At 58.3% G+C, this 21,219-nt stretch carries 16 protein-coding genes; 8 read left to right on the top strand and 8 right to left on the bottom strand.

Annotated features, from left to right (window positions below; translation table 11 throughout):
• Positions 1–1,337: 1,337 nt before the first annotated feature.
• Entirely contained in the window at positions 1,338–1,676 is a 339-nt protein-coding gene (locus tag BRA471DRAFT_RS38230; RefSeq protein WP_157234049.1) for a hypothetical protein, read from the top strand.
• 492 nt (positions 1,677–2,168) lie between these two features.
• Here BRA471DRAFT_RS38230 and BRA471DRAFT_RS09670 read toward each other — a convergent pair whose 3' ends face one another.
• From BRA471DRAFT_RS09670 to BRA471DRAFT_RS36695, 4 genes are all read right to left on the bottom strand, one after another.
• Complete coding sequence (locus BRA471DRAFT_RS09670) at positions 2,169–2,360, bottom strand: hypothetical protein (RefSeq protein WP_007606672.1); 192 nt, start codon at positions 2,358–2,360, stop codon at positions 2,169–2,171.
• Between the two features lie 244 nt (positions 2,361–2,604).
• On the bottom strand, positions 2,605–3,456 hold the full coding sequence (locus tag BRA471DRAFT_RS09675; RefSeq protein ID WP_007606678.1) for a hypothetical protein: 852 nt from the start codon (positions 3,454–3,456) through the stop codon (positions 2,605–2,607).
• Between the two features lie 870 nt (positions 3,457–4,326).
• Entirely contained in the window at positions 4,327–4,497 is a 171-nt protein-coding gene (locus BRA471DRAFT_RS38800; protein WP_007606679.1) for a hypothetical protein, read from the bottom strand.
• Positions 4,498–6,168: 1,671 nt separating this feature from the next.
• On the bottom strand, positions 6,169–6,423 hold the full coding sequence (locus BRA471DRAFT_RS36695; protein ID WP_007606680.1) for a hypothetical protein: 255 nt from the start codon (positions 6,421–6,423) through the stop codon (positions 6,169–6,171).
• 1,818 nt (positions 6,424–8,241) lie between these two features.
• Here BRA471DRAFT_RS36695 and BRA471DRAFT_RS09685 point away from each other — a divergent pair.
• The 3 genes from BRA471DRAFT_RS09685 (at position 8,242) to BRA471DRAFT_RS09700 (ending at position 10,467) form a co-directional block, all read left to right on the top strand.
• Positions 8,242–8,586 (top strand): hypothetical protein, encoded by a 345-nt coding sequence (locus BRA471DRAFT_RS09685; RefSeq protein WP_157234050.1) that lies wholly within the window; start codon positions 8,242–8,244, stop codon positions 8,584–8,586.
• A 162-nt stretch (positions 8,587–8,748) separates the two neighbouring features.
• Entirely contained in the window at positions 8,749–9,321 is a 573-nt protein-coding gene (locus BRA471DRAFT_RS09690) for a hypothetical protein (RefSeq protein ID WP_007606684.1), read from the top strand.
• Positions 9,322–10,218: 897 nt separating this feature from the next.
• Entirely contained in the window at positions 10,219–10,467 is a 249-nt protein-coding gene (locus tag BRA471DRAFT_RS09700) for a hypothetical protein (protein ID WP_007606687.1), read from the top strand.
• Between the two features lie 470 nt (positions 10,468–10,937).
• Here the strand turns inward: BRA471DRAFT_RS09700 and BRA471DRAFT_RS09705 are convergent, their stop codons facing one another.
• Positions 10,938–11,159: a hypothetical protein gene (locus BRA471DRAFT_RS09705; RefSeq protein WP_007606688.1), complete on the bottom strand. Its 222-nt coding sequence runs from the start codon at positions 11,157–11,159 to the stop codon at positions 10,938–10,940.
• A gap of 293 nt (positions 11,160–11,452) precedes the next feature.
• Here BRA471DRAFT_RS09705 and BRA471DRAFT_RS09710 point away from each other — a divergent pair, with 293 nt between their 5' ends.
• From BRA471DRAFT_RS09710 to BRA471DRAFT_RS38240, 4 genes are all read left to right on the top strand, one after another.
• A complete protein-coding gene (locus BRA471DRAFT_RS09710; protein WP_035973783.1) occupies positions 11,453–11,857 on the top strand; it encodes a hypothetical protein in 405 nt (134 codons plus the stop codon).
• Between the two features lie 883 nt (positions 11,858–12,740).
• On the top strand, positions 12,741–12,902 hold the full coding sequence (locus BRA471DRAFT_RS38805) for a hypothetical protein (RefSeq protein WP_007606690.1): 162 nt from the start codon (positions 12,741–12,743) through the stop codon (positions 12,900–12,902).
• Positions 12,903–12,959: 57 nt separating this feature from the next.
• Positions 12,960–13,136: a hypothetical protein gene (locus tag BRA471DRAFT_RS38235; RefSeq protein ID WP_007606691.1), complete on the top strand. Its 177-nt coding sequence runs from the start codon at positions 12,960–12,962 to the stop codon at positions 13,134–13,136.
• Positions 13,137–13,896: 760 nt separating this feature from the next.
• Positions 13,897–14,406 (top strand): hypothetical protein, encoded by a 510-nt coding sequence (locus BRA471DRAFT_RS38240; protein WP_035973787.1) that lies wholly within the window; start codon positions 13,897–13,899, stop codon positions 14,404–14,406.
• 3,371 nt (positions 14,407–17,777) lie between these two features.
• On the opposite strand, the gene BRA471DRAFT_RS09735 is transcribed toward BRA471DRAFT_RS38240, so the two are convergent.
• The 3 genes from BRA471DRAFT_RS09735 to BRA471DRAFT_RS09740 form a co-directional block, all read right to left on the bottom strand.
• The gene (locus BRA471DRAFT_RS09735) at positions 17,778–18,395 is read right to left on the bottom strand and encodes an NYN domain-containing protein (RefSeq protein WP_007606694.1); all 618 of its coding nucleotides are present in this window, start codon (positions 18,393–18,395) and stop codon (positions 17,778–17,780) included.
• 1,963 nt (positions 18,396–20,358) lie between these two features.
• The gene (locus tag BRA471DRAFT_RS40300) at positions 20,359–20,649 is read right to left on the bottom strand and encodes a PilZ domain-containing protein (protein ID WP_007606695.1); all 291 of its coding nucleotides are present in this window, start codon (positions 20,647–20,649) and stop codon (positions 20,359–20,361) included.
• A gap of 167 nt (positions 20,650–20,816) precedes the next feature.
• Positions 20,817–21,176, bottom strand: a complete 360-nt coding sequence (locus BRA471DRAFT_RS09740; protein ID WP_157234051.1) for a VanZ family protein — start codon at positions 21,174–21,176, stop codon at positions 20,817–20,819.
• Positions 21,177–21,219: the final 43 nt, after the last annotated feature.

Raw genomic sequence — 21,219 nt, forward strand, 5'->3', positions numbered from 1 at the left:
CCAACAGCACCCCGGCCCCGAGTTGCGCGCGAACGAAGGAAACGCTTTGACTCAAGGCACTAGGCGTTGATTGCGCAGTCGCACACCGAGGGAGCAGCGCGGCCCCTGCGGGCAAATTGCTTCCCACGCTGGAGGACGCGCGACGGCTCCATTTATGAGGATTTAATTCGTTTCAAATCGACGCTCGACGCTAGATGTCTGAGGCCCAATTTCCGCCAAACTCGAAGCCATTTTTAGCTTCGGGGCAGGATTAACCCGTAGGAGTCCTGCATATGTTAAGACGAGTTTTTGTCGCGTTTGTCTTGGTCATTGTCGGGGCCACCGCTTCAGAAGCGCGCCGTCCAAATTTTGATAAAGCGCCTGAGTGCAACGTCACGATGCCCTGCGACTTTTCGTTTTCGCAACCATATAAATTCAGCAATTCACGACGATCGCAGACGCTTCGGTTAGCACGCGCTCTGATGTCGTTTGCTGAAGCCACGGTAGACCGAGGGCAAGTCGTTGGTAGCCGGCCGGCAGGCTGCCCTCGCGCCTTCTGCGGATGCGGTGCATCCATCAAGGTGTTTGGTCGCATCGTGCCGGACTTAAATCTCGCGTCCAATTGGCTACGATTTCCTCGCGCAACGCCAGCTCCGGGAATGGTTGCCGCGCGGCATGGTCACGTGTTTGTCCTAGAGCAGCATGTTAGCGGCGACGTATGGATGGCATACGATGCCAACTCGGGAGGAGGCGCGACGAGAATCCACGCGCGCTCTCTACGAGGTTATACGGTCGTCAATCCTCGCGCCTGAGGCGATCGCACGGCCGGTGGGGCGTTGGACGACGACCCTCCGGCCGAGCGGCGACAGCGTCTGTCAGCAGGCTTACCCTCTGCCTCTTGCCCGTGACTAACCGTGCTTCAACGCGGCCTCAAAGACCTTCCTCAAGTCGGGGTCTCCTAAAATCTCGTCCGCGGCGCTGAACTCGGCCACTGGCTGCCAATCTAGATCCTTGGTCGCTTCAGGCAGAATCGAGGGTTGAATGCGTAGGCGGTGCGGCCGGTGCGTTCGCCAGATGCGCCTTGCTCAACGAATTGTTGAAGCCTGTTCATCTAACTCGTCCCACGATAATCCCGTAGAGCATCCAACCTTAGTCGGCCGTACGATGCGAGAGCGGCCACGCCTATCGGGCGACGGCTGTCCCACGTGTGACGGCGCCGTCAGAAGACGCCGGCCCGGCGATGCCGGGGCGAGGATCGGTGGGGCTGGTGCAGACGGCGATAAGCCATTTGACGAACGGTCAGGTGCCTGGGCAATCCGAAGCCTACTAGAATGTCGCTTTCTTCGAAAGATCATTCCGTGACAAGCAGTATTGAAGACCTCCAGATGTTACGCCTGATCATGGCTTTCAGAAAATCAAGAACGGCGACGCGCGCCGTTTGGTTTTGCGCTACGTTGAGGAAGTGGCGTTTAAGCAAGCCGCCGTTCGCCTTCGACAAACGTCTCGCTCTTGTAGTTCCCGTTGGAGCGCCTCATCGGACATCGGCAGCCTCAAAAACTCTGACGGTTTTAGTCGTAACGCTTGAATATGCCTTGTTCCAAATCCGCGTTGTCGGCGAGCTTTCGCAATCGAACTGTCGCAAATCCTTCGCCCTGATCGTTATCCCGCCCTCTTCAGCGCTGCCCAGAAAATCCTAAGCGGCATCGTCGGTGCAGCGACCGCACAAGTCGTTCTCATGTTCTTGCCGCGTCCCCCATAGCAGCTCGCCAAATCAGGACCCATCTTAGAACTTGGCTTGCAAAGGAAATCCACGAAGCTCGCCAGATCAAGGGCACCGAGAAGCGCGACCCGGGCATCGTTCGGCGGGCCATGGACCCGGCTATTAAGCCCGACAAGGAGCCGAGAGGGCCGATGTTAGATGGTGGCCGGATCACCGCCGTTTAAAGCGCTGCTTCCAAGATGCTCCCAAGTTCGCCAGCTGATGCGGCTCCGCTATTTGAGTATCGCCGTAGATACCGTATTCGCCATCAGAACGCGGTGACAGCGCCTGTATATCGACCGCCTGAGGCCGTTGATTTTCGAGATCACTTCGCTTGTAAGATCTCGTCCGTTTGATCCTAAAACACCTGGGCGATCGCAAGCCAGCTCGATACAGCGGCACAAGCGGCGAGCGCCAAGTGGGAAAGAGGTTAAAGAGAAGCGGTGACGTTCGCGTCTGCGACCAGCCTGATGTTCTTCCTGCGCACGTGCCGAGCTCTGTTTCGGGCTTCGGCCTCTGCTGCCGCAACAAGTTTGCGCAGCCGCTTTACCTCCAGCAAAATATCGATCAGTCTTTGCCTTTCCTCGGAAATGCGTCGCAAACGCTCGCTGGAAAGATCCATTGGCGCCTCACACAAAATAGAAGCCGATTAAAATCGTAAGCAGCTCCTCAACTCTATACGATTTTCGCGAAACTGAAAGCGAAATTCGGCGACCGTAAGCTGCTCTGCAATGCCCCTTCTGTTGCTGGACGGGTCCGTAGATCGGAATTCGTCAGACAGCAATGAGGCAAGGTTAAATGGCACGGCGAATGCAACGTGAGGAGAAAGGTTGCGTCGGCTCAGCTACTCCGACGCCGAGCGGCTTTCAATTGATAAATCGAACAGCAAGCATAAGTCGGTCGCGCTCGGTCGGCGGAGTAGCGCGGTGGTAACATGACGTATCCTGAACGAAGCCGGTGCCTGCTTTGCCTTCGATGATGACTTCGTTTTCTAATCCAAACTGCTTGCGCACACTTGCTTCGCTTGCCGACGCCGAGCCAAGAAGCATACGAAGCGGCTTGCGATTGTGTGAGCGCTTCATCATTACGTGCGCTCCGGAATTGCGGTCGCTATCGGTTATATAGAAGTTGGCGTATACGAAGTTGTATCCCTCCACGTCATAATGATAGTCAAGCACGTTCTGATGCTTCAGCCGTCGGCGCTCCTCCTGGGTAAAGTCCGCCGCAAAGCTCCAGTTGATGATGGTCATCACCTTGCGAGGTTCGTGCCCAAGGTAAGTCCGCACGATGGCTTGTAATACGGGATCATCGACAATGGCTTGCACTGCAGGACAGCGGGTCGGCTTGTGAATACCGGCGACTGGCACGGATCTACCGTCGGGAGCTTTACCTCTGATCACTTCCGAATATCGGAACGTGGGGCCATTCGGGTCGTAGCTGGCGTGAAGCGGCTCCGTGCGAGCAAAGGTGTCAATTTCGCTCACTATATACGCCGGGAGATTTAACCCCACAAACACTGCTTCTTCGGAAATGGTCTTAACGATTTCGGAGACGTTCCGATGGGGAAAGAGCGTCGGAATTCCATTCTGTTCCGCCAAAACGCCGCGCCCAAATAGCCGCCTTGCAGCACCGTAGGCTAAACGGACAGTCCGGAATCGACCAAGCACGTAATGTATGTCACCTTCGGAAAATCTTCCGGCTATCCCCTGGAGATTCATTGCGGCCTCCAGCTTGTCAGCAATGACACGGTGTGCCCGCGATCTTTTTTATCGGATGATTAGCTCAACTATGAACATCCATACTTTCGCTTGTCGTTAACATAAATCAATCGATGCAGGATGAACGCCTTCTGCATAAAGTAACGAGCGGTCATTGCCGCAGTTTGTTACCTCACACTTAATCCTGTCGTCTCACCTCAATTATCTGCGAGGGGGACATCTCCGAAAGGTCAGGAAGGCTCACTAAAGCAGCTCGCCATACTATCCAGCGGCCATAAGGCGTTCAACGATATCCTGGAGCGCTGGGCCAGCGTCAAAGACTCGCATTACATAGATGTGCGCAACCACAAGGGTGAGACGACGAAGGCCGCGCTGGAAGTCAAGTTCAAGCGTATCGCTGTCTTGCCTCGCATCGGAAGCAGAAACGATCCAGCCTCGACCTGACAGTAATCGACACGCGAGGGAGAACGCTGGCACAACCTGTTCGTCATATGGGTCTCAGCCGAACGGTTGACACTTGCCGAATTCCGATCGTCGCAGGTAATCGCCCGGATATGCAATCCCTCATCTCAAAACTAAGATTTGCTACCATCCCGAGTTACGGCAAAACGCTGATGAGACTTGCCCATGTCGACCATCATTTTGATCTTCGCAATATGGATCGGCTTCAACGTAGCCGTTGCGGTTGCGTTGACTTTACGGAGCCCCGGACAACATAGGCCCGCGTTGCAAGCGCGCGTGTTTCATTTGGTTGCGCGAGCAGAGAGCTACTAACACCGCCTCAATCTCCAGCGCATCAGCCTGCGTACGATGCGCTGCAGACGAGGAAGGGGCCGCTCGCTGACGAATGGCTGAAGCTCGCGCGCAATTCTAGCGGTGGTGCATCCGATTAACCGCCACAATGAGGTCGGGGCGCTCTAAAATTTCCACCAGTTGGTCGAGAATGGCGCGCTCGTTGTTGCGCGGCTGCGGCTTTAAATACTCTTCCAAAATGATTTGCGCATCGCTGACGGCTTGAAGGGCCAGGTCTTCATCATGCATGGAGTTAAACTCCGCTGTAATCCACAGATAATACAGCGTCGACTAAATTGGTTCCATTTAAATTAAATCCGGAGTTTATTCCTGCGGTTGGACGGACTGGACGCATAGGAATGGCTCAGCTGGTGCCAAAATTGAACCGCAACGTGAGAGGCGGACGTTGGTTTGTGGCCGTCAAGACAGGTTGCGGACCCGACTCTCATATCGGGATTTTGAGACCGAAGAGGGAGCCAAGGAATGGATATTGACCAAGTCCAAGTGTTGGCGGGCAAACCGGCAGCCTAGACGAGCGCGTACGGCACGTTCGACGCAGCAATTCGTCCAGCGGCAGTTTTTCGAGTTTTTACACACGGCATACTAAGGCTACGGACGGCTCTGCTGTTGAGTTTCAACGAGAACCGGCCCGCCGCCATACGCGCGGTAGACGACAGACCGTTCCGGGTGGATGGCGCGAAACCGTCGCGCCACAGACCGGTCATTCAACGTTTTCGCGGGAGCGGCGTTCCTAGAGCGGGCCCAGCACAATGGTATCGACCCTCAGGCAAGGTAGGCAGCGATAGGCGTACACAGCGGGCAGACCTGCAATCTCTGGAAGTCTCGCTAGGTACGCCATGGGCCGCCTGCACACATTGCAAATAAGGATCGGTGGATTGTCCCGCGTCATCCAAATAACCAAAAGCGGGCAGCGTAGGGTTATGGAATGCCTGGCGCATCTCCGGTCTATTACGGGAGACTGTCGAAATTCGGCGGGTCTCAACCGTTCGGTTGATGCGTCAGAGATTCAGACGCGGCGTCGGTCGCAGGAGCAGCCTCTCAGCCGTTCCTGCGACCTTCACTTTCGAGCTCCGGCGCTCTGATCCGCAATTGGATTGGCAGCCGGGAGCATGGGGCTGGAAAGCGAGCGTTGCCATGTTTTCCCGAAAGCAACAATGCTTAGAAACCCGAGTTCGGTAGTTATCCGGAGTCCATTTTCGGAACGGGGTGTTCTACTGTGAGAACACCGGCGCGATTTAAGCACGACCCAATTTTAAGTTGTCGGGAATGCCGCAGTGGGGCTGGAACCACGCTGCGGCTTTTCGCTGAGCGAACCCAAATTCTTTGTTGAGCCGTATCTGGCCGGAGCAATGTTTTCCGGGGGACGATTGTGAGCATCCAAGGCATCGTGGCGACTATATTGGAGCAAGAGCTGGCCGCGCGGGGCGTGCGGTCATTGCGGCATTCCGATTGCATGGAGATAGTGGAAAACCTACTCGTCCGCTTGAAGGAGCTGGACCAGGAATTAGCCGCGCGGAATAGCGAGCGAAGCTAGACGCTCACCACACCCTGGCCGGCGTAAGTGACCTCGGGACTGGGCGCCTATCTCTTCCGGAAGCAGCGGGCCAAATCCGCCAATAGGCCGAAGCTGAACCGAAAGCCCGCTGGCGGTCGCGGTCGGTCGGCTTCCGAAGCATTGCAGCGTGGGCAAGGGTCGCCGGCTGCGCCGCAGCCGCAGGCGTGTGGACCGTCCCAAGAGCGGCCGGGGTGGGCTTCGCATACCCAGCCAGTATCTTCGCAGGCGGCGCAATGGAATGCAGCCGCGCGTCAACCAGACCTCGGGACAGCATCGCGCAGCCGGTCGTCATCAAGTATGCGGATCAGCCAGTCGATCGTGCGTAGCCGCGTCACGCTCGCGCGTCAGGTAGTCCGCCAGCAGTATGATGGCGAGGTCGTCGCTCGGCTCGATCCGCTCGGCGGGTTAGAGGCCAGCGGCTTCAGCCTCAATTGCGAGCCGGCAATCTCGGTGTGACCACCGGCGAGGAGCCGCTCAACGACGCCGTCGCTGATTACCTTGACACCGAAGCGCCAGCCTCCACGCGGCCGCCGCTGAAACGGGCCATGTTGGAGCAAGCGCAGGAAATAGCGCTCATTGTAGTTCTTCTGGTCGGTCATCACTTAGCCCCCCACGTGCCGGCGAGCAGGACCGTGATTTAGCGCTTGCGATAAGTCAACCGGTTACCGACGACATCTGCGGTTCCAGCCGGCAAGACGATCTCTAGGCACCGCGAAGCCGGGATCATGGGCGTCCCTAGCTGTGCCTTCTAACCCGCGCGGGCCAGTGCCGGCACCAGAGCGATGATCAGGAAAACGCAACGCCGATGCGTCCTTCCGACCGCCACACCGCTCGGCAGGAAAGCTGGGACTGCGCGCTCGGAATGATCAGTGTGAACTCGTGCGGAATGCCAGATGCGCTGGGCACGTCCAGGTTGGCGCCCAGATCGGAGAAGTTTCGGACGACGCAACTGAAGGAGCCTCCGGGAAACTCGATGAGTGCCGACTTGAATACACGTCGACGGCGAGCGGTTCGCTTTTCCATGGGGACGGGTTTTAAGCCAGCTCTTCTTACAGATCGATAAAGCTGTCGCGGAAAGTCGCGGCACAATTTGCGGGCCAAATAGAGAAATCGTTTACTTAGGGCTGGTCGGGCAAAGCGAGTCGAGCCTGCACTACCATTGAGCGAGACTTTACTCGGCAAGGCTACCGTTCTCCCGATGATCAAGGGCTTGACCATAGCTGCTCTTGTACTGGCAGCGGCCAGCCGCGTATGGTCCGGCCACGGGTCCGCACTGACCGCGCCCCGATGGCTGCAACGGCAGTTGGCGCACCAGACCACGACGCCCCAAACGCCCTTCTCCTGCATCTTGCCGAAGGTGATCTTGAGCGGGCGGCCGTCAGGGTGGGTGGGCGGATGGCTGAGCCGATGGGGTCGCTTGGCAGCGGTCCCATCATTGCCGCCGCAAACTTCCTAGACGAACCGGAGGCATGTCCGACCAAGCCGCCCCGGACTGAATTTGGACAATGGTAACTTTAAATTAGGGCACGGAGCGTAGCGTGCGGGTGTTCGGTCGTCGCACACCCGAACGCTTCCTTTGGTACGCTTGGACCCCAGATCCGATCTCAACCCGGATCTGGGGTCTTTGTCTTTCTAGCGGCCAGAATAAAAATGCCGCCCGCGATGAGAATTAAGATTCAAGCGGGCGGTTTTTGCAGAAACACTCAATCCCGGGGCTGGCGGGGACTGAGCCTTTGAAAGCCGTGCACGATTTCAGCGCCCAGATCGGCATGGCTTACGATTGCTATCGTGCCCAATTTTATTTGAATCGTCATGTAGTCTATCCAGACTAATCGATACCGGGGTTTTGCATCATCCCCCTCGGGGCTGGAAGTCGCCGCCCGCGACTCATTCAAGCGGGCGGCGTTTTTGCACCCAGCGCGCTCCAGTATCGGCGCAAAGCCTTCAGACGCGTGATAACCATACGCCCGTTCAGGCCGACGTCGGTCATCTGCGACGGCTCCCAAGACCTCACCCGCCTGAGCCCATGAACAGGCCGCGATTGATCGCCACAACGCCCGCCCGTCGGGCGAACAATGCGGGCAAAGTACGGACCTGGTGGGCTCCTCCCGTTAAGGTGTCTTTCCGCGATTTCCGTTTCTTCCAATTATCTATTGAAAGCAGCCCTCGTAAGCCTCAGGGCGGCATTGCAGGGAAGCCGTGCACCAAGTCAGCGCACTTAACCTTGAGAAGTGAGGTTAATCCGAACATTGACTTGAGACCGCTGCGCGCTTGCGCATTCATGGCAAGGCCGGACAGGGCTGGTCTTATCCCCAAATCGAATCCTCAAGACCACAATTTCAACTGTCCGGCACGGGCCGCCAGCGATACGCCCTAGGTCTGGCGGCCCACCCTTCTTTGCAAGGATGGTGACGCGGATGCCGTTCGAAAAACTTTCAGACCACTACATCAAGCACATGTACGAGAGCATCCGCGATCAGGTCCGAGCCGATGCCAAGTCTGGCCGTCGCTTGATGGGCGAGCCGGCGAGAGCGCGCGCCAAGGAACTGCGCCGCGAGATTGATCGCCGCGCTTCCGCATGCGCTATGATCGTTTACATCACCACCAACCGCCATACCATCGAGCAGCACGGTAAGATTGGCTCAGGGAGCGAGGCCCGGGATCTCTGCGCGGTGCGGAGGTGCTTCAGGGCATCCGGTGAGATTCGACGCCCCGGTTCTGATCGACACCTTCGCGCGAGCCCGCATGCACCTATGCTCTAGCTTGACCAGGATCGTTAGGGCTGCCTAGTTGTCGACGCGCGTTTTGACTGCTGCGCAGTGCAGCAAACGGCGGCTGGCGCGCGATCCAGGGCTCACTTTGCGACCGTTGCGCTTTCCATGCTGATGTGGTCTGGCTCGTGCCTAACTCTTCCAAGTGACCAAATGCCAAATCATTCGACTACCGCAGCACTTGTTTTCCTAGTTTCCTTCGGGCCATGCTTTGCTCAGGAACAATCCTTAACCTCCCCATCCAGCGCCGGACCGAATGCTTTTGTCAGCTTCCTGGCGTTGATGTCGGGGAAGTGCAAGACGCTGAAGGTCGCCGGGCGCAGCTTCGCTTGCAAGACGCTGGTCTATGCCTACGGCGACAAGGGGCGGGTCAATTTCGCGGTCGCCGTCGACGATCCCGACGATGAGAACCACGTGGTATCGTTCTCCGGCGCGAACGGCAAGCGAGCCGACGACAATTCCTACGAGCTGGCGATCGATCTCATGCTGCTCAATTCTAAGGATCGGCCCAAGGTCGACGGACTGCCGGTGCCGGCCGAGCAGCCATCAACCGGTACCTGCCGCCAGACTGGCAATTTCGCTGCGAAGAAGGTGACTGATGTCACCTGCGCAGCGACCGACAATGAAGGCCGCCGATACGAGCTGCTGTTCGTCTCCGACGGCACGCCGGTGAGCGTGCGCCGCATCAGGCAGTCGGCGCCTTCGATCCAGGATCCGTTTAAGTGAAGCAGAGGAGTGCCGACGCAGAGATCAGAAAGTTTCCTCGGCTTGCAACTTCCTCTTCTTTGATCCCGAGCCGCATGCGCTCAGCGTTGATGACAACTTTTCGCAGCCACCGCACGCGGTCCCTCGTGGCGCACATGGAGCGCGCCAAAAAGAGCGCCAACGCGTTCAAGTAGACTCACCGTGCTCTGTGCCACTTTCCCCCACGACTCAGGCGCGCCCTACCTAAGCGCAATTCTGCGCTTAGTGCATCGCCTCAGTACGGCTACGAATTATTTCGGAGAGGAGCAACTTGGCCACCGCTTCCGGGGGCGACCCGCCGACGTGGGTTGCCTTGCTTCCGAGGACGGATTGCACGTAGACGGCGCAGTTCTGGACGAAATATGTCCCGTGATGCGCAACACCATCAATGGTGATTGTAATAGTCCGAACCACGGCAGGCCTTCCCATGTGAAGCCTCGCTCAAAAGCAGTCCTTGAAAATCACACCATCAAGTGCATGATTCGGGTGGGTCTAGAAACCCAAACCAGTGCTGCCCGTGTCACATGCTGAATTTCAGCCGCTATCCTAGCGGCAGATTCGAGTGTGCCATGTGCTGTCCGGCCTTTGGCCGGGGGGCCGTCGTGATGTCCAGAGGGAGTTGCCCCCAAAGTTTCTCCCTTAAAGGCGCCGCGCCTGTCTGACTGGCAGGTTTCTAGCCCCGGCTGCCGGTCATGGCCCCACCACCATGGAAAACGTCAGCGAACTGCCAGCGGACTCTACCGGCGCGATTTTGTCCGCCCTCGGTATCCAACAGCAGGAGCGCGCAAGGGCTCTCAGCGACCTCGCCAGGCTTAGAAAAGAGGCTGCAGCGGAGATCACCGGCTGATCGCCTTCCTCGACCAGTCCGACCCTTACGTCATGACTGAGCTGGAGGAGGACATTCCGGCCGACCTGGAGGACGACACCTCGGGCGGAGACGACGACCCGGCAGAGAATGACCTCGAAGACGGGCCAACACTCGGCAGCTGTGATCCGGCGGCGGCGATCAAATCCGGTGGGCCTCCGGTGGCCGGCGCGATCTGGAGCAGGACTATGCCGAGAGCGGGATTGCTGACCATGACGGGCCGCTGGAGCAGATCGGCACGCAGCACTGGCAGCAAGGGGTGACGGCATGACCTAGGCACCCCTAGATCTCCTAAGGGAAGCGAAGACCGAAGAAACTCACCGGCTTGCTTGCGATTGTCCTCGCCGGGCCCGATGCGGACACCGCCATTGATGGGACGCACTAGGTAGTGCTTGAAATCAGCGCACGCCTGGATCTGATTAACGAGAAATTGGAGTGCGCCTGATCCGGCTTCTGCCCATGCGGGCACAGCTACGGCTCGCCCGCCGTTGCTTCTGGCTGAGCATGGGGCTTGCTGAACTAGGTCAGCGGCTGCATCGGCTCTGAGCCTAGTCAAAACAAATGCGCCGCCGGGCACACAATACCTTCGGCCCGGCGACGTTTGTTTCAGTCCAGCCCCGAGATTGGGATTAGCAAAAAACCCCGGATACTCGTGGGTGTAGGCAGGGAGTGTGAAGGTTCAGGTCCTCGATAAAAAATACAAAACCCGCCGGTACACGCTGGCGGGCTTACCTTAGCGCCCAATGGCGGTTGCCCGAAAATACGGCATCATCTTCTCGAAGATCTCACCGTAAAATCGGTCGATTTCCCAACTGAGAGCGTCGCTAAAACCCGGGGCATGGTTGTGAATCGTTTTGCGGTCCGCAGCGACCTTTCTCGAAAGACCGTCCACGATAATCCACCCGGTTAGAACTTCACCGTTCCACTCTATTGTCTGTGAGCGATCGATGGACATTACGCCCTCCTGTGCCGAGCCGGAGAATTTAGCATCGCGTTTAACCAAAAGCTGTGGCGAGATCGCTACACAGGCCCGTCTAAAGATCGATGTCCCACCGGGCTAAAGAAGCGTAACCCTCCGATGTGTCGCCGCAATTGAAGCTTGAAATTAAGCTTGATGTCCGCGCTCGAAGTTAATTTGGGAGCGGAGAAAGCGGCACTTGAAGGTTTTTTGAGCCGGTGCATACCGGACAAGGGAACGTCTAGGCCCTGCGTCGGTATTCCTGACTGAACCACAGCTGCGAAGCTTCGATGCGCTGTCATATCTTCACGCTCGACGACTGCGGCGGGATACTGAACGCGCAAGAGATAGACTGTATTAACGCCGAAGAGGCTCTCCAGCTGGGCTCTGCCGCGGCTGCGGTTGATCCTGTCGAGGTTTGGTGTGGCCCACGGCGTCTCGCCCGCTTTGAGCCTGAGCGGAGGCAGGAGCGGCCGATTTCGCGCCTTCATGAGCTTTTGATCGTAGCCGAACGCCGTCTTAGAGAAGGCGAGCAACACATCAGCCAGCAAGAGATGGTCATCGCCCGGCTGAAGCGCGAAGAACGCGATCTCGCTCTCGCGTTTTCCATCCTCGATGCCCTAATTGAGAGCCAAAAGGCTCAGTTAGAGGAGCGCGCTTTGATCGTCGCAGAACTGGAAAAGCGGTCTGGATAGGCGGCCACCGCCTTTGCTGCCATCGACAGGCGGATGCAGTGTGCATTGCCTTAAGAGTGCGTTGCTCTGCGAAACCTGATGGGGCGCGCTCAACGGCTTGAACCGACGGGGTGTTCGGGCGACCCGATCCCGGAACCGGGCGAGCCGATTGGCAGCCCATTCGGGGCGGTGCCCGCACCTGCGTTACGCCTAGCTTGTGCGTTTGCAGGCAAGCCTCCTGGCGCGTTGGGGTCCGTGCTTTTCGTCGTGCTTGAGGCGCTGTTGCCTGCAGACGACTGGTTGACGCCGCTTCCGGTCGTGGTCTGGCCGGCTCCGCCAGTTGTAGGAGATTGGTTGCCAGCTCCGGTCTGACCGGTCGCGCTCGAAGACGATCCGCCGTTGGAAGCCCCGGAACTGGCCGAAGAGCCGCCACCGCCTGCGCCACCACCGGCGCCGCCGCCACCACCTCCGCCACCCTGAGCGAATGCGCCTGCGGAAAGTACTAACGAGGCTACTGCAACGATTATCGACGTCCGGACCATGCTCTTTCCTTCCATACTTGGACAGGCAATCGTCGCAAGGCACGGGAGTTCCTAATCAGTGTTCACGATGGCAGAGAGACTGAAGGGCTCAAATCTCAAAGGGTTCTTTCTTCTGCTTTCGTCGACAGGTCTGGCTTACCGTGTCAATCGGCGTTCGACTGGGGACACTACTCCCTCCATCTAAAGAGACACGGCCCCGGCTTCAGGGGGGCTCCTTGAGGGTGGCCGGGGCCGCTCCGCCAGCTCTGGGCGGCGAGCCGGCGGTGTTTAACTTTCAATCAAGTTCCATGTTCCTTTTCGGAAATAATAGAGGCATATTTAAACATAATTTAATGTGTCGCTTTTCCGATGAGGTCTTTGCCATGACCCAACCAGTTGAAGATCTGCAGATGCTGCGCCTGATCAAAGCCTTTCAGAACATCACCGACAGGGACACTCGACGCCTCGTCCTGTTGTTCGTCGAGGAGCAGCTCGACAAGCAGCTGGCACAGTCGCGTCGAAAGCTCGGCCGGACCGAGCACTGAGGCCCGATTGCAGGTTTCCGACTTTGCCGTTAGCGCGTTCCCGTTGGGGAACGCGTGATGAAAGACATGCTCGAACATCTTGCGACACTGCGCGAGCAGATCGGGAAGTGCGAGCAGTTGAGAGACGCCGCAAAGTCCGTCATCAAGCGAGAAGCTGTCGAGAGGGTCGTCGCTCACTACGCGAACCTGGCAGCCGAACTGGACCGCGCAATTTCGCAAGCCGAGAACGAGTAAGACCGCTTTAATGGCGGGCGTCTTCTCAACCGCAGGAACTGCCGCTATTGCGAGGTCCAAGCGGTCTGCGGTCCAGTGCAGCGCCGCTCGGATGTTCTATGATGAAGGCTTTACATTTGCGGTGCTGAGGCCATGAACCCTAGAAAGTCCATTTACCACCCACTGCATGTTCGGCTGTCGAATGAGCGTGGACCGATCGTTCGGCTAACGTTCGCCGAAATAGAGGACGTCCTAGGACGCAAGCTCCCGGCGTCGGCTCGAAAGTTCACCTCGTGGTGGAGCAACGAGAACGTCCGCGCGGGTCACAGTCAAGCACGCGCTTGGCTCGATGCTGGGTTCGCCGTCAAGGTCTCGCTAAAAAATCTGACGGTCGAATTCGAACGTGGAGCGAAGCCGAGCTGATCGCAGCGCCTCACCTCACCAGCTGATTAGGGTCGCGCGCTTCGTCCTGATTTGCGTCCCTCTTTCCAGTGCAGCTTGGCGCAGCTGGGCATTGGTACACCCCGACTTCGCGACCGGACTGGGTGTCGAGAACGAAGGTTCTCAGGATTGTTAGATGTCGCAGTTCTCGCAGCGTGGATGCTGCTCCGCTCTGGCCACTCGTTTAGGCATTGATTCGGTCCCCCGGCATTCGGGTGGATACGACGCGCGCCGGAAGGGTGCCTCCACGCAAGTTAAGCGCGGGGCTTTTGATAGCGGAGCAGATTGTGCAGCGCGCATGACGCCAATACGAGCGCACATCGTCGGGCCGCCGCCTTCCATGAGGATTAGCGCCACCATCGCGGCTCGCTATTCAGGCGCGGCGTGTTCTCTTCTTGGCAGGCTGCTGATGCAAGCTCAGGAAGCCGTCTGGCAGCGCGATCGGCTCGTCAAACGGACCACGTCATTCCCTCGCCAGCAAGTCCTCGCCCGGCGCCAGGAGTGGCACATAGGTCCCGCTTTAGTGGAGCTCGAGCCAGCCCTTCTCGGCAGCGCACTTGATGCCGGCGCCGAACTCTGCCCCGCTCGCCTTAAGCGTGTAGAGGAATGGGTAGTTGATCTTCTCGATATGGATTCTGCCGTCCTGTACCGCCTCGATGGCCGAAGCCAGCTGAACGAGCTAGTCGGCGGCGACTTCCGGATTGGCAAAAGGGCGTTCGGTGACGTGCTTCATCGCTGGAATCAGAACCTCAAGCCCATGCTTGGCCGGACTTGCCCGCGGCTATGCACAGATCCTGCGGCGCCGCATGCCGAGCAGACAAGGCGCAAGCCGACGCACGATCGCGGCTGATCCTGCGGGAGCGCCTCGATCCGCACATCGACCCTGCGATCGCAACGGCCGTTCAGGCATTGGATGCTGCAGGTCACATGTCCGTCGGCCAGCCATTCAGCAGGGCTGCGGGGCGGATAATGGCCAGGCCATTTCGTATATCGACAAGCGCGCATGCCGCCAGCGAAGCGGCATCTTAGGAATCTCGCAAATTGTCGATTCCTAGTGGTTCGGAACGCGGGTGAGCTACCGCTTATCGTAGGTGGGAGAAAGTCGCTTGAAGCTCCGCCGGTTCACATTGGCAGGTGCTCCCCTGAGCCGGCAGGCGAAATAGAGCCGCTGGGCAGACAATACCTTGTCCCGGCGGCTTGATATCCGTCCAGCCCCGGGACGGGATTAGCGAAAATCCCGGATACTCATCAGTATAAGCGCGCGGTGTGGAGGTTCAGTTCGCTTTTAAGAATATACCGTAAAGCCCGCCGGCTCACCCCCGCATTGCCATGCTACAATTCAAGGGGGATCGAGGGTCCTCTGCCCGCATTGATTGAGGGCAATGCGGGCAGGTGCACTATTTTCTTGCAGCGATTTGATCAACTGCAGGTAGGGAGTGCGCAGAATGATTAGGCCGATCTTATTTGCTTCCATTGCTGTGGCTTTGGTCGGAGGCGCTGTACGGGCTCAGCAGGGCGCGCCTCGCAACCCGCAAAAATTGGAAACAAAAATTGGAAAAATGCCAGCAGCTCGCCACCGAACTTGGGTTTTCCAGTGCGGGCGGAAGAGGAAAGGGACAAGGTCGCGCAAAGCGGGAGTTCGTGATCGCCTGCATGCACGGGAAACAAAGCTAAGCAGTCGCTTCGAGCGGCTATCTTCGGACGACCCACCGCCGGTCACGCTGGCGGGCATACGGCGAAGGCCGCAGCGGGAGGTTAAATCGCTGCGGCCCCGCGTGGTCAATGCAGCCGGGTTAAAAGAACTAAGTGAAATATGAAGCCAGCCCCGGTGCAGAAAATTCTGCCCCAGCTTCGTCTCGTTTGCAAATACAAATTCGGTGGAACCGAAATCCACGCAGTGGGCATTTCGTTCCAGAAGTGGAACAATTCTGCTAATCTCCGCTTCGAGCGAACCGGAGCTTGGCGCGTGCGAAACCACAAACCTAAGCAGTGGACCAAGGGCGAGGTACAGATGCTGATCAAAATGGTCAACGTTGGCTCGACCGCGGGGGAAATCGCAACCGAGCTTGGAAGGTATATCGCGTCCGTCAAACGTGTGGCCCGAGACATGGGATTTTTGCTCCGAAGCGAGAGGAGCGCTGCACAGAGACGTAGACCTATAAGTCGCTTGTAGAATCGCTCTATGCTGGCTCAGCCAAACCTTACGGGGAAAGCAGGGAATGGTTAGGCCCGGCGCGTCTTACCGGACAAGGACGCGTCGGGCCGCGAGTGCGTAAACGCGTATTACGCAAGCTGGCGGCGCCTTGTCTTGGGAAAAATACGGATTGGCTACGAGCGCTTGAGGCTGCGGCTTGCGGCTGCTGAAATCGGTCTGACCCCGGCCCCTCGGTTGCCGCATCCGGCGCACACAAACCGCGGCTCGACATCAGAGAAGCGAACGTGGTCCGGCCCAACGATCGGCCCTTAGATCAACGTGATGGCCGCAATGGCAGTGGACCAGGACATCGCGTAGGCCCATCTCGCGCATCTCGCTGAAGGTGCCTTCTGCATGCCGCATGCCGGTATCCAAGTGTCGTGGCGGCGAGCGTCAATCGGCCTGGCGCGGTCAGGGAACGTATTCGGCTTCAGGTCTTTCCCGTCCTGGGGCCGCTTTTTGGCAAACCTGACCGAAAGCTAAGTCACACACTGAAATGCGCGCCTATGGAAGTGGGTGGCATCGCCCCGAATGTCGCGGCTTCGATGCTGCCAGTCTAACGGATACCCTTTGGTACGGAGCCCGCCGGCTCCTTGAATCCTGGCGCCCAGGGGGAAGGCTCCGGGGCGGGCTGGCGGACCGTCCATGACGCGGCACGGATGCCTTCTTACGCGGCCGCCCTTCTCGTCATTGGCGCACAAGCTTGGACCGCATAGCGGTCAGCATGGTGTAGGCAAGGCGCCGCCAGATCAGGTTCATCAGGACTAACATGTGGCATCCCCGTGTTCGATTACGCCACTTTCGACCCCCTCTGTTTCAGCAAGATTTCGCGGGGCCGGGAAATGGCTTCGTGCGATTTCGGGGTCGCTTCCCCGGTGCAGGTCGGCATGGCGGCGAGTTAATTCACACCGCCAGGGAGGTCTAAGCGATCGGTATCATAATGGTGCCCTGTCGCGGCCGCCCTGCGGGTGGACGGGAAATCTCATTCTCCAATGGCAATCGGAACGCCGCGGCTGATCGTACAGAAATGGAAAAGCTGCGGGGACCAGTCACGCTGGCGGGGCTTTCGGTTTTTGATTAGCTGCGGCACGACCGGCGCCTTTCAAGGCTTCGATGGTCTTGAGCCGCGTACCTCGTCGGGATCTTCCGCTTTGCTGCTTAGGCGCTGATGATCGGGAAACTCTCGTAACTAGCCACAGGTCGCTGCCGCAACTAGCGCATTCATAACGCTTCAGTTCGTAGCCTTTGGTGACGGGAAAAACAGCTTTGAGGAGTCGAGCTTGGCTGCAAACGGTGCATCCGGCTTCGCCAGTCACGATCGCCTCCCGCAAGCAATTTAGCCGCAATGACCGAAATCAGAACTGAGTCTCGGTTCAGGAGCAATAGCGGCTCACGCCGGCGGGGCCTATTTTTCGATGCGGCGGCCCGGTAGCCGTCCGGAGGTGTAAACGCCGGCCATTGGAATTACCCTTCTCACCTTTTGGCGGACCCGCATTGGCCCTCGGCGGTGACACGGACAAGGCACCAACCCTCATCTGCAACAGATGTCAGCGGCCAATGGAGTTTCTCGCGTCGCTGCCGGCAATTGCAAACCTCCCCGCCGCCTATGCCTACAGGTGCATGCCCTGCCTGAGAGTTGAAATTATCGTTCTGTGCTGAAGGAACGCGCCGGAGGATCAGAATTCGAGCGGCTGGCGGACGTTCGAGGTGCAAATTGAGGTATCGAACGGCATCGCGTCGCTCGACCGGTGCGGAGAACGTCGCCTCTGTCAGGCGGCCAAGCTCATGCCGCCGATCAGCATGGCTCGCGCAGCTTCGCCGCCGTGAGTCAGCCGGAGGGCGGTCACGATGACGGCAATTGCGTCGGGGTTCTTCAGAGCCACAGCAGGTTCGCTTCGCCAGCAAGATAGGTTGCCGGATGCCGCCCCTTTCACGCAAGCGATATCGAGCCATCGCGGAGATATCTCAAAGCGACAAATGCCACCGGCCCATCCGCACTTGCGGAATGCGGGCGCCGCCTTCAGGGTCTAGTCGTGTGGGTCGTTTCCCTTCGGCTCCTGCAAGAATTTTGGCATGTGTCCACGCGCTTCACGATCACGCGGGGCGGGGCGTTCGGACGGGTCGCGACCGAGCTTGGACTGCAGCTCGACGAGGTCGGTGAAGACGTCGGCCTGCCGGCGCAGCTCGTCGGCGATCATCGGCGGCTGGCTCGCGATCGTTGAAATCACGGTGACCCGCACGCCGCGGCGCTGAACGGCCTCGACCAGAGAGCGGAAGTCGCCGTCGCCCGAGAACAGCACCATCTGGTCGATGTGCTCGGCGAGCTCCATGGCGTTCACGGCGAGCTCGATGTCCATGTTGCCCTTGACCTTGCGGCGGCCGGAGGCGTCGATGAACTCCTTGGTCGCCTTGGTGACGACGGTGTAGCCGTTGTAGTCGAGCCAGTCGATCAGCGGCCGGATCGAGGAGTACTCCTGATCCTCGATGATCGCGGTGTAGTAGAACGCCCTCAGCAGCGTCCCGCGGCTCTGAAACTCCTTCAGCAGGCGCTTGTAATCGATGTCGAAGCCCAGAGTTTTCGCCGTCGCGTAGAGATTGGCTCCATCGATGAAGAGCGCGATCTTGTCGGCAGGTAAATGAGACATCTGTAGGCTTTCGGTGGGGCAAGTCGGAGTTGAAGCATCCCGTAAATTCGCAACGCAAAATTTTCGGTCGCATTCTATATGGATAGCTACCGGAGATCGTCGAGTAGCAACGAACGTTTTAATCTTCAACTAATATCATATGTATCCGGGCGTGGAACCCCAGCGTTGCCCGAAAGTTCTCCCCGTCAGATTTCGTAATGTGTCCTGTCTATTTCAAGTGCGCATTCAAGGTATCCATAGATGAACGCTGACGCTTTTGCTCTCTTTGATCTGTCGATACATAGGCGCGGTCGTGCCTGGCGATGGTCCGTCATTGACCGATCAGGCACCCCTTTGTTGATTGGCAGCGAGTTCAGCAGGACTGCAGCTCGTTACAGCGCCAGCAAGGCAATCTTCCAGATGTTATTGACCGCTCCTTATCGAAATCAAATTTCTCCAGCGGCCTGGTCGCTCGCCTCGAAGATTGAGGCGCCACGCACCTCCCCGGACCCAGGGAGAAGGCGCAGGTTAAAGTCGAGGGGCTAATAGGCGAACGCGCCGGTCTAACGAGCTGCGTGAGGGGCAGAAGACTTCCTATGAGGTCAAAGTTGAGCAGAGGCGCGGCAAGAGCGCGCGGAAACGGCGCATCTGATCACTGCGTTTTTCGCCCGAGGTCTCTCAGGAGCGAGTGGAGAAAATCACTCGCATGGTCGTACCGCGTGCCGCCGCTCGCGAGTTCACGGGCGCGCGGCCCCACTACACTACCGACGGTTTCTGGACCGAGTAGATCAGCTTTTTCAGACCATTGCTGCAGTAGGCGATCAGGAATGTATTCTGCAGACCCGAACAACCTCAAAAGGCATTCTCCGGCTTTGTGATCGTGATGAGCCTTCGTCGCGTATAAAGCGAATAGTCCACGAAAAGCATCCCGGGAAACGGCTGGTTTTGCCATTGCAATATCCCTGCAGAATTGAGTTCCCAACGAAGAGGCCACCTAAAGGCGGCCTCAGAAGTTCATTGGTTGATCTAAACAACACGTACTAAAACAGCTGCCGCAGCGTTGCCGTTGCTTCAGTCCCCGGGTGTAAATAGATGCGAGATGAACGTGCGAGCCCCGGTCACAGGAGCATGCCAAGTTGACTCGCTTCTGCCAACAAGAATCTGACGACTACCGGGAAAATCTGGCAATCCCAAACCTATGTCAGTTTAATTGACATACGCACAGAGCCGTTCGGCGAGCGAAGTATCATGATGATCTATCAGGATACGTGCTCGACGAGCTCGGCTATGCCTGAGTTTGGATGTGAGACTGCGCGACGGAAGTAGATGCAAAGGGAAGGGCCGCTGCGAAGAAGAAGCCCCGTGGAAGTTTGGTGCGATGGTCGGCGCCTCGCCCCTTTGCAGCCGCAGCTGGACTGGACCTTGTACTCACAACGAAGAACGTGAATTCGTCATTCCTTTCCGAGCGGCACCATCACTGGCACAGCGTGAACGGAAACTCGCAGATCTCGGTACCTGTGCCCGGGACGAACACATACGGGTTTGGGCAGAATGCGTCGACGTCGCCTGCCCCGCACCAGCCCGGGAGCATGGGCGGAGTAGTAGGCTTCGGCCGCACGTTCTGATCAGCAGAGGCGGGGCTTGCAAGCCACGTTAGCTGTGCGACCGCTGTGTAATGCTTCGGTCAATAGTGGCGGACCGCGTCGAGGTGGCGCCTTCAACGCGGTCCTAACTCCGACATTGGGATGAGCAATGTCGGTGCTGACCAGACAGGTATCATCATCGGACTGCCGATGCAGCTCTTTCCGCCTAAAGAGCCCGGGGCGAGCCGCTCGGCATCGCCGCCAGCCCATCCAGTTCGGCGCTTTTATCCAGTGACGTCCCGGCAACCCGGTCAGGATCAGGACCTAGGCGGCCTTTGCCGACCGTGCACCTCAGCTTCGCGATCAGCGCGCGCGCTGCGCCGGCGTTAGATCGCAGCACGCTAATGGACAAACGCCACCCCGACGAAAGCATCGCGACGCCATATGAGGCGGCAGGCGAAGCCTGTTCGAAAATGGTCAAACGATAGGTGGAGGATAGTCGACGGGATCGGAGCATTTTCTAGCAGTAGGCCGGCCCCAAAAACTGAGAGGTCACGCATTGCGCAGCGCGTGACTGTCGCTCCGCCTGAGAGCGAGAGCATGACTGTCTGGTCGACCGTTTTGCGTGTGACGCGTCGCCGATCAAAGCCCGTCCATTCAACAGACACTTTGCCTCCGAACCTCAGCAGCATTGTGGGCGGGATCGCCGACCGAGGGGGCGGCGACCCCTCGCCGCGAAGCCGCCGTTACGCAAGACGAGGACGACTTCGCGACTGCATGAAGCATCGGGCCCGTTGCCGAGCGGCGCAAGAACATCTGTGCGTTAGTGTTACTTGGGCAAATGAGGGCAATACAACGACTATGGAGGACGAGGCAAGAACATGAGAACGATTTGTGCGACCGCTGCACCCACGATGCCGCTTAGGATTTTCAGCGCAGCGCTGAAGAGGCTGGGATAGCGGTCAGGGCGAACGATTTGCGACAGTTCTATTGCGAGTGAAGTCACTATGAGGAAGCCGCAAACGATCAGCAGCCTGCCCGGTAAAAGGAGCGATAGCGCAGATCCAAAAAGAGCCCACACGCAAAATCGCTCAATGAGCATCACGCGATCGCCGTGATGGTGCCCGCCGATGACCGGCCAGCCTTTCAGCGCTGCCACCGCTGCGTACGTTGCCAGAGCAAGGCCCAGTCCGGTCACAATCGTGAATTGGCGGTTCAAGCGCATAGAGACAACAATACGCCGCGGCGGCTTCCATACGCCG

The organism is Bradyrhizobium sp. WSM471, from assembly GCF_000244915.1.
Taxonomy (GTDB): Bacteria; Pseudomonadota; Alphaproteobacteria; order Rhizobiales; family Xanthobacteraceae; genus Bradyrhizobium.